Annotated in this window: 4 protein-coding genes; all 4 read left to right on the top strand. The window is 41.2% G+C overall.

Features of this window, described 5'->3' with window-relative positions:
- Positions 1-2,109, top strand: a 2,109-nt coding sequence (locus K6G87_RS11310) for a hypothetical protein (protein WP_296837199.1), incomplete at its 5' end; no start/stop codon positions are given.
- A 29-nt stretch (positions 2,110-2,138) separates the two neighbouring features.
- Entirely contained in the window at positions 2,139-4,253 is a 2,115-nt protein-coding gene (gene glgB / locus K6G87_RS11305) for a 1,4-alpha-glucan branching protein GlgB (protein WP_296837197.1), read from the top strand.
- Between the two features lie 172 nt (positions 4,254-4,425).
- Positions 4,426-7,440 carry a DUF6240 domain-containing protein gene (locus tag K6G87_RS11300; RefSeq protein WP_296837195.1) on the top strand — a complete coding sequence of 1,005 codons (3,015 nt, stop codon included), beginning with the start codon at positions 4,426-4,428 and terminating at the stop codon, positions 7,438-7,440.
- Positions 7,441-7,470: 30 nt separating this feature from the next.
- Complete coding sequence (locus K6G87_RS11295; protein ID WP_296837192.1) at positions 7,471-8,649, top strand: flagellin N-terminal helical domain-containing protein; 1,179 nt, start codon at positions 7,471-7,473, stop codon at positions 8,647-8,649.
- The last annotated feature ends 184 nt before the right edge of the window (positions 8,650-8,833 follow it).

The raw sequence follows: 8,833 nt of genomic DNA, 5'->3' as shown, positions 1-8,833 counted from the left end.
CAGGAAGAGGAAGTTGCAAAGCGTGTTCAGGACAAGATAAGCACAGTTATCAGCCAGTATGATGAGGACGTTAAGTATGATCTCCAGAAGGAAATGGAGAAAGAAGTTAAGCGTGAACTCATGGGCGGCAATCGTCCAAAGCCTGAGAAGAATGCAGGAAGAGCACTTCTTAGTCATGCGGGCAATGTTATAAAGCCTTCAACTGAGCCTTTTGTCAAGGCAGGAGCAGAAGGCATCAAACGAGCTAATGAAGAAATGCTCATGGATGAAGATGATGTCATGGATTTTGACAAGCTTGAAGATGATGACAGTAAGGAAGCTGATAGTAGTGTAGAAGCATCTGCTTCTGATAAGGCAGTATCTGATGAAGATAATAAAGGATCTGATGATGCTGCAAAATCTGAAAGCTCTAATAAGTCTGATATTTTAGATGAAGCTGAAGACAAGCAGGAAGCTTTAAACAACGACATTAAAGAAATCGTAGCTGATACAGATTCATCTGATGAGACTTCTGATATTAATGAATTTGATCTTGAGCTTGGTCAGGAAGAGCCTGATGAAGAAGATGATGAATCCGAAGAAGATATAGATACAGAAGAGCCCGACGAAGAAGATGATAAATCCGAAGAAGCGGGTGCAGAAGAATCTGACGTAGAAGATGATAAATCCGAAGAAGCGGGTGCAGAAGAGCCTGACGAAGAAGATGATAAATCCGAAGAAGCGGATGCAGAAGAATCTGACGTAGAAGATGCTGATTCAGTAGAAGATGATACAGAAGATTCAGATATAGAAGCTTCAGATACAGAAGCTTTAGACCAGGAGACAAGTGACAAAGAAGAGACTTCCAAAGAAACTTCCAAAGAGGACGCCTTCAAAGATGGCACAGACTTACCGCTCGAGAATTTAAAATCCGCTAAGAGGAAGATCACAATTGTAGAAAAGGACGAGTCATCTGCACTTGAAATTCCTGAATATACTGAAGAAGTAGTTGAGATGAGTCTGGGAGAAACATTCAACTATGATGAAACAGATAATTCAGAGGATGAAAGTAAAGAGGATCCAGGAGAAGACTCTTCTAAAGCTTCATCAGAAGATTCTTCAAATAGCACCGAAACTTCAAGTGAAGAATCTTCAAAGAGCGCCGAAACTTCAAGTGAAGAATCTTCAAATAGCACCGAAACTTCAAGTGAAGAATCTTCAAAGAGCACCGAAGCTGCAAGTGAAGATGTAATAGAATCTGTACCAGAAACAGAAAGTGATAATACCAAAGTAAACAATGCACAGGATGCCGGCCCTTCCGAAGGGGAAGCGGAGACAGAGTCGGAGGCGAAAGAATTGGATACCAGGGTACGTGTAATGACGCCGGAGGAGAAAGAACTTTTCGGACCCTATATTCACCATCGTAAGTCCAGAAAGCAGATCATTCGGGCAATTGATTCACTTAATATGTCACCAGCAACCAACAACGCTATAGTAACAGGCGAAGAAGGCACAGGCACTATAAATCTTGCCAAGGGTCTTATCAAGTCTGTTCAGGCAAGCGGATCGGGCTTTTCCGGTAAAGTTGCCAAGATAACAGCGCAGGCTCTTAACAGGAAGAATGTAAGCACAGTAATAGAGAAGCTTGATTCAGGTGCGCTCATAATCCAGCGTGCAGCTGATATGAAGACGGATACTGTTGAGTCTTTGTACAAGGAGCTTACAGCTGACAAGCACGGTATCATCATCGTTATGGAAGATAACCATAAGGATATGGACCGTCTGTTAAAGCGTCATCCTGAGCTTTCAGGCTGCTTTAACGTAAGAGTTGATGTAGAAGCTCTTGATAACGAGTCACTTGTAGCATATGCCAAGCAGTATGCCCTTGAGCGTGAATACAAGATCGATAACTTTGGTATGCTCTCCTTGCATTCAAGAATTGAAGAGATGCAGACCATAGACCATGATGTAACAATTTCAGAGGTACGAGACATTGTTGATGAAGCAATTCGAAGTGCCGAAAAAAAGACCATCAGTCATTTCTTTGACGTAGTGCTTAATAAGAGATATGATGAAGAGGATATGATAATTCTCACTGAGAAAGATTTTGAAAAGGTAGACCATAAATAAGAATAGACATTAAAGGCGGGAAGTTTTGTATGGGAAATAAGGTATTTATCTCTGAAGCTGATGAGTATCTGTTTGGCAACGGAACTCATTATGAAATCTACGAAAAACTGGGTGCTCATCCATCCGAAGAAAATGGCAAAAAGGGAATGTTTTTTGCCGTATGGGCCCCAAATGCAGAAAGTGTTCATGTAATAGGTTCCTTTAACGGCTGGAATGAAGACGCCCACGAAATGGAAAGACTTAAGACCGGAATATGGCAGCTTTTTATTCCGGGTGTAGGAGTTGGTGAGTTATATAAATATATGATCACAACCAAGAGCGGGGACAAGCTTTACAAAGCAGATCCCTATGCTAACTTCTCTGAACTTCGTCCGGGAACAGCATCAAGGACTACAGACCTTTCAGCATTCAAGTGGTCCGATGACAAGTGGACAAGTGAAATATCCCAAAAAGATCTCAACAAGCAACCAATAGCAATCTACGAATGTCACATCGGTTCCTGGATGAAACATCCTGATGGAACAGAAGATGGTTTCTATACATATCGCCAGTTTGCAGACCGTATAGTAGAGTACCTTAAAGAGATGAATTACAACTATATCGAGCTTATGGGTATAGCTGAGCATCCATTCGATGGCTCATGGGGCTATCAGGTAACAGGCTATTATGCTCCAACTGCAAGATATGGAGAGCCTGTCGACTTCATGTATCTTGTAAACCTTCTCCATAGAAACAATATAGGTGTAATCCTTGACTGGGTACCGGCGCACTTCTGCCCTGATGCTCATGGCCTTGCATGCTTTGATGGCCAGTGCATCTACGAAGATCCGGATCCGAGGAAGGGTGAACATCCTGACTGGGGAACCAAGATCTTCAATCTGGAAAAAAATGAAGTCAAGAACTTCCTCATAGCTAACGCACTTTACTGGATCCGTAAATTCCACATCGACGGAATAAGAGTAGATGCAGTAGCATCAATGCTCTATCTTGATTATGGCAAAAAAGACGGCCAGTGGGTTCCTAATAAATATGGCGGCAATGAGAATCTTGCAGCAATAGAATTCTTCAAGCACATGAACAGCGTTATCCATGGTACATATCCTGGATTTATGACTGTTGCAGAAGAGTCAACAGCATGGCCCAAAATAACAGGCAAGCTTGAAGATGACGGCCTTGGATTCTCATTTAAGTGGAATATGGGCTGGATGCACGACTTCTGTGAATATATGAAGCTTGATCCTTACTTCCGTAAGGGCGCACATAATATGATGACCTTTGCCATGAGCTACAATGAGGCTGAGAATTATATTCTTCCTCTGTCTCATGATGAAGTAGTACATCTTAAGTGCTCAATGCTTGAGAAGATGCCAGGCTATGAAACAGATAAGTTTGCAAATCTCAGAGCCGGATATACATTTATGTTCGGTCACTCAGGTAAGAAACTCCTCTTCATGGGTCAGGATTTTGGTCAGAACCGTGAGTGGAGTGAGAAGAGAGAGCTTGATTGGGGACTTCTTGCAGAGCCTCTTCACAGAGGAATGAAGGATTATGTCGCAGAGCTGTTAAAGCTCTATAACAAGTATCCTGCCCTTTATGAAATTGATAATAACTGGGGCGGCTTTGAGTGGATCAATGCTGATGACTCAGACAGAAGCACATACAGCTTTATCCGTAAAGCATCAAATGGCAAGGATAACCTTTTGTTTGTTATCAACTTCACTCCAATGGAGTGGAAGGACTTTAAGGTAGGAGTTCCTTTTGCAGGAAACTACACTCATCTTCTTGACAGTGCAGATACAAGATTTGGAGGAATGGGTACAGGAATTCCGGATAAGATCAAGGCTCAGCCTGGCCTTTGTGATTACAAAGATTATTCTTTGACTTTTGATCTTCCTCCATATGCAGCTGAAGTATTCCTGTTTCAGGACCCTTCAAAGAAGGAATCAATGGTAAGAACTGAGCGTACCAAGAGAACTCTTAGAAGTGAATCTCGTTCCAAGGAAGATGATACTAAGGATTCTGATGCTAAGGATTCTGACAAGAAATCCTCCAAAAAGGAAAGCTCTAAAGACTCTGCCAAAGAATCATCTAAAGAATCCACTAAGAAGGCTTCAACCAAAAAGGCTTCCAAGACTTCTAAATAAGACTAAAAAGACTGATTTAATCACTAAATAAAAGACTAAATTCAAATACGGTTAAGAATCTGATATAATGTGCCGAAATAAAGTGTGACTGCAAAGGATATGCAGCCGCACTTTATTTTTTTCTCCAAGCCATAACAGGACGTGCCGGCAGAGAAAGCATTTGAGGTTTTATATGACTAACGTATCGGCTCTGGGGCAGTTTATGGCATCCCCTGATGAAAACATATCAGATAGAATAGGATCATTTGTAGGAAGTAGCGACGCTTTTAAGTCTTTGGGCTCTTCAAACATACAGGGCGGCTCAATGTCTGGCTCTATAGGTTCATTAAAGAGTGCTGACGTTGATCTTAATTCGGGAAGACATGATATAGACGGTTATTCCCAAAAGACAAGCATACTTGCACAAAGTCTTGATAAGAACGGGTCTGATTTTGAAAATTTCCATAATTTTGATGTTGTAATGTCACACACTATGTCCCTTGAAGACTATAACAAGGCAAGAGAAGACGGCTTTGACATGAAAGATGTCGAGCCTTCTGAAGCTGTGACTATTCTTGATAAAGTAAAGACTGTTCTTGCAAAGTCCGGACAGGTTGTTACCGGATATAATGATGACCTTGACCTTGAGACGCTTAAGGATATTACTGGAAGCGGCGTTATGGCCAAGGATATAATCGAATCTTTTGATCATAATGATATCCCTGCAAGTAAGGAAAATATCGAAGATGTACTAAAGGCCGTTGAAAAAGGGTCTATGCTTGGAACGCCCAAAGATACAGCCAAAAACTTCCTTGTGGACAATAAGCTTGAGCCGTCTATAGACAATTTCTATCTTGCAGACCATGCAACCAATGGTCAGAAGAATGGCCAGGGCTCTTATTATATGGAAGGCGGCTATCTTAATAAGATAGGAAGGGGCCTTGAATATGAGGATCTTTCTTCTTCAATCTCTGAAGTTATAGAGGAAGCCGGATTTAGCGCAGATGATAAGAATATGCAGGATATGGCAAGGCAGCTTTTAAAGGATGGCCTTGCACTTACAACTGATAATCTTCAAAGGAAAAATGAGATAGATAGTATTTCTTTTCCACTTACTCAAAAAGAGATAATCGAAAGCGCGGCAGCAGCTATAGCTGACGGCAAGAGCGCAAGCAAAGGAAGTCTTAGTGATAGAGAGAGCCTTGTTCAAAAGGCAGTAAACATAGATAAGTCTCTTTTTGTAGAAGAGACAAGATTTGAGATGAGCGCTGAAGTTAACCTTCGCCTCATAAGAAGCGGAACTCAGATAGATACTTCTTATGTTGAGAAGGCTATAACGGATCTTAAGGCTGCAAAAGAGGAGATTGCAAATATTCTTTTCCCAGACAGAAGTAATTCTGAAAGCCTATACGATCTGTATACTAAGACAAATGGAGAGGTTGAGGCGGTAAAAGAGTCTCCGGCAGCAGTAGTCATGGCGCTTACCAAGGAGTTTAAGTCTGCAACCCTTGAAGATATCTTCAATAAGGGAACCAGTCTTAAAGCATCCTATGATAAGGCGCAGATGACCTACGAAGCAGTCGGGACGCAGGTTAGAGGCGATCTTGGAGATGACATTAAGAAGGCCTTTAAGAATGTGGATGAAGTTTTAAAGGGCATAGACCTTGAAGCAAGCGATGATAACAGGCGCGCTGTAAGGATCCTTTCGTATAACCACGCGGAAGTTACAAAGCAGAGCGTTGAAGTTGTAAGAAGTATTGACAGTAAGCTTGTAAATACCATGGATAAGTTAAAGCCATCCGCAGTCCTTGACATGATAAGAGAGGGAAGAAATCCTCTATCCATGACCCTTGATGATCTTGAAAGCTATCTTGACGATAAGGACAAGGATCCTGACAAGCAGAATGAGAAGTATTCAAGATTTCTTTATAAGCTTGAGCACAGCGGGCAGATAAGTGATAAGGAAAAAGAGTCTTATATAGGAATCTACAGACTGTTTGAGAATCTTAAAGCCACTGATCATGCGGCTATAGGTATGATCCTTGAAACAGGTTCTGAAATGACTATAGGTAATCTTCTTACCGCGAACAGGACAATTTCAAGATCAAAGCGCGGAATTGATTTTAAGATTGATGACGACTTTGGAGGCCTTAGCGCCGGAGAACGAAAGAATACTGCTATTGATGTCCAGATAGAGACAGCCTTTAGATATTATTCAGAAAAAGCTGACAGTGCTTATGAGAATATGAGCCCTGAGAAGATGTTTGCTTTTGAAGATAGCGGCAAGGTAATAGAAGATGCCCTTCTTCCTGAATTTGCAAATGCCATGGAAGAAGCTGATGACAGGAAGCTTGAAAAGGAATACAACAAGAAACAGCTTGAAGACATAAGGAATACTTTAAGAGACGATCAGGCCAAAGAAAGCGCAGAAGAGCTTGAAAGATCAGGTATCCCTGTAACTGTCAGAAATCTTGAAGCCATGGAAGAGATAATTGCTTCAAGAAAGAAGAAAGTCACAGACAATATCTGGAACAAGCTAAGAGACAACATCAAAAAAGGTGATGACAAGTCACTTGGCGATATCCTTACAGGTGATGATGCTGATATATCAAAAGATCTGGAAGAACTTAAGGATATTGGAAATTATAAGAATAATATTGATAAACTTACACAAAGTCTTGAAACAGCTATGGATACAGCCGATACATATATTGACCTTAGTGTGATAAGACTTCTTCACAAAGAGCTTTCAATTGCAGGGGCGCTTGCAGATAAAGGAAGCTATGAGATCCCTGTAGACACAGGAAGTGGTGAAGTATCACTCCATATCTCTTTTAGGAAAGGAGAAGGAAGCAGTAAGAAATTAGAGGCAAGTATAGAGACTGAAGATTACGGCCTTATAAAAGCAGATATGTCTCTAACTAAAGATGAGGTTCATGATGCGCAGAAAGTTGGCGGAATGCTGACAACATCAGCTCAGGGAAGATCTGAAGTAAAGCGCTTTATGGAAAATATAAAGTACATAATGACAGGTGATGCATCATCAGATGATCTGTCGATCATGTACGGAGTAAGAAGACAAACAGGCAATAATAGTGAACCAGCAGTTAGCAGGGAAGCAGATACTACTGACACGAGTCTGATAAGAACAGCGGAACTATTTGTACAGGCAGTTACAGATACACTCTCTATGATGAAAGAATCTTAAGCTGCATTTTAAAAGACACGGAGAAGTACCATGAAGATTAATTACAACGTATCTGCGTTAGTAGCAAACAATGCACTCAAAACAACAGACAACAAGCTCACAGAATCACTTGAAAGACTTTCAAGCGGACTCAAGATAGCTAATGCCAAGGACAATCCATCAGGTCTTGCGATGTCAAGAAGGATGAATGCCCAGATCAAGAGCCTTGATACAGCTGATGATTCCAATGCAGACGGAATCTCAATTGTAGAAACAGCAGACGGAGTTCTTGCAGAGATGCAGGATATGCTTCAGAGAATGAGCGAACTTGCAATTAAAGCAAGTAATGAGACCAATACAGATGATGACAGAGCTATTATCGATGAAGAGATCCAGCAGTTAAAATCTGAGATTGAAAGAGTCAGCGAAACAACTGAATTTAACGGGCAAAAGCTCCTTGACGGAACATTTGATCTTAAAGGATATGCAACAGTATATGATAGTACGACAAGTACATATGTTACAGATTCCAATATTACAGTAAGCACCTATTCAGATGAAATACCTGCAGGAACAGCTACAATAGCAGGCTTTACCTGCAAGTATGAAGAGGATAGCGTGACAGGTACAAGGACGATCGTAACGACAGTTGATGATGACGGTTCTATAACATCTCCAACAGGTACACTTACAGATTCTGAAGGAAATGTATATGACAACATAACTGTTGATGGCGATATCATCAAATTCTCAAACAGTAATGGTCAGGAAGTTCAGCTAAGGGTAGATGAGACTATATCTACATATACTACAATACAGCTTGAGATTACAGGCACAGGCGCAATGGCAGTTCAGATAGGAGCCAACGAAGGACAGTACCTTGATATCAGAATACCTACAATGTCTCTTTCTAATATTGGTGTATACAATGCCAATACTAAGACTCTAGAGGATTCTAATGCAGCTATAGAGCAGATCAAGAACGGTATATCCTATATATCTGCGGCGCGAAGCCGTCTTGGTGCATATCAGAACAGACTTGAGCATACCAATAAGTCGATCGACGTAACAATAGAGAATATGACAGCGGCATATTCAAGGATCATGGACGTAGATATGGCTGAAGAGATGACAACTTATTCAACTCAGACAGTACTTGATCAGGCAGGAATATCAATGCTGGCACAGGCCAATGAAAGACCTAGCGAAGTGCTTCAGCTCTTGCAGTAAGTATATAAACAGTAACCCGTTTACTTTACAGGCCAAGCGGCGAGCACCTTGACCTGAAAGCCAAAGGCACAGTATTCTCGCACAAGAGGACGATTATGACCAAAGAGCAGATCAGTAACTACACAAGAAGGATTTCAGAAGCTAATGAAACTCAGATGATCACAATTCTGTATGAGATGACACT

This window comes from Butyrivibrio sp., assembly GCF_024699075.1.
The sequence above is the reverse complement of the archived record's forward strand: the minus strand, read 5'-3'. Positions and strand labels throughout refer to the sequence as shown.

Coding starts and splice junctions, on each gene's coding strand:
- K6G87_RS11295 (WP_296837192.1), top strand. CDS start 7,471: ATGAAGATTAATTACAACGTATCTGCGTTAGTAGCAAACAATGCACTC.
- K6G87_RS11300 (WP_296837195.1), top strand. CDS start 4,426: ATGACTAACGTATCGGCTCTGGGGCAGTTTATGGCATCCCCTGATGAA.
- glgB (WP_296837197.1), top strand. CDS start 2,139: ATGGGAAATAAGGTATTTATCTCTGAAGCTGATGAGTATCTGTTTGGC.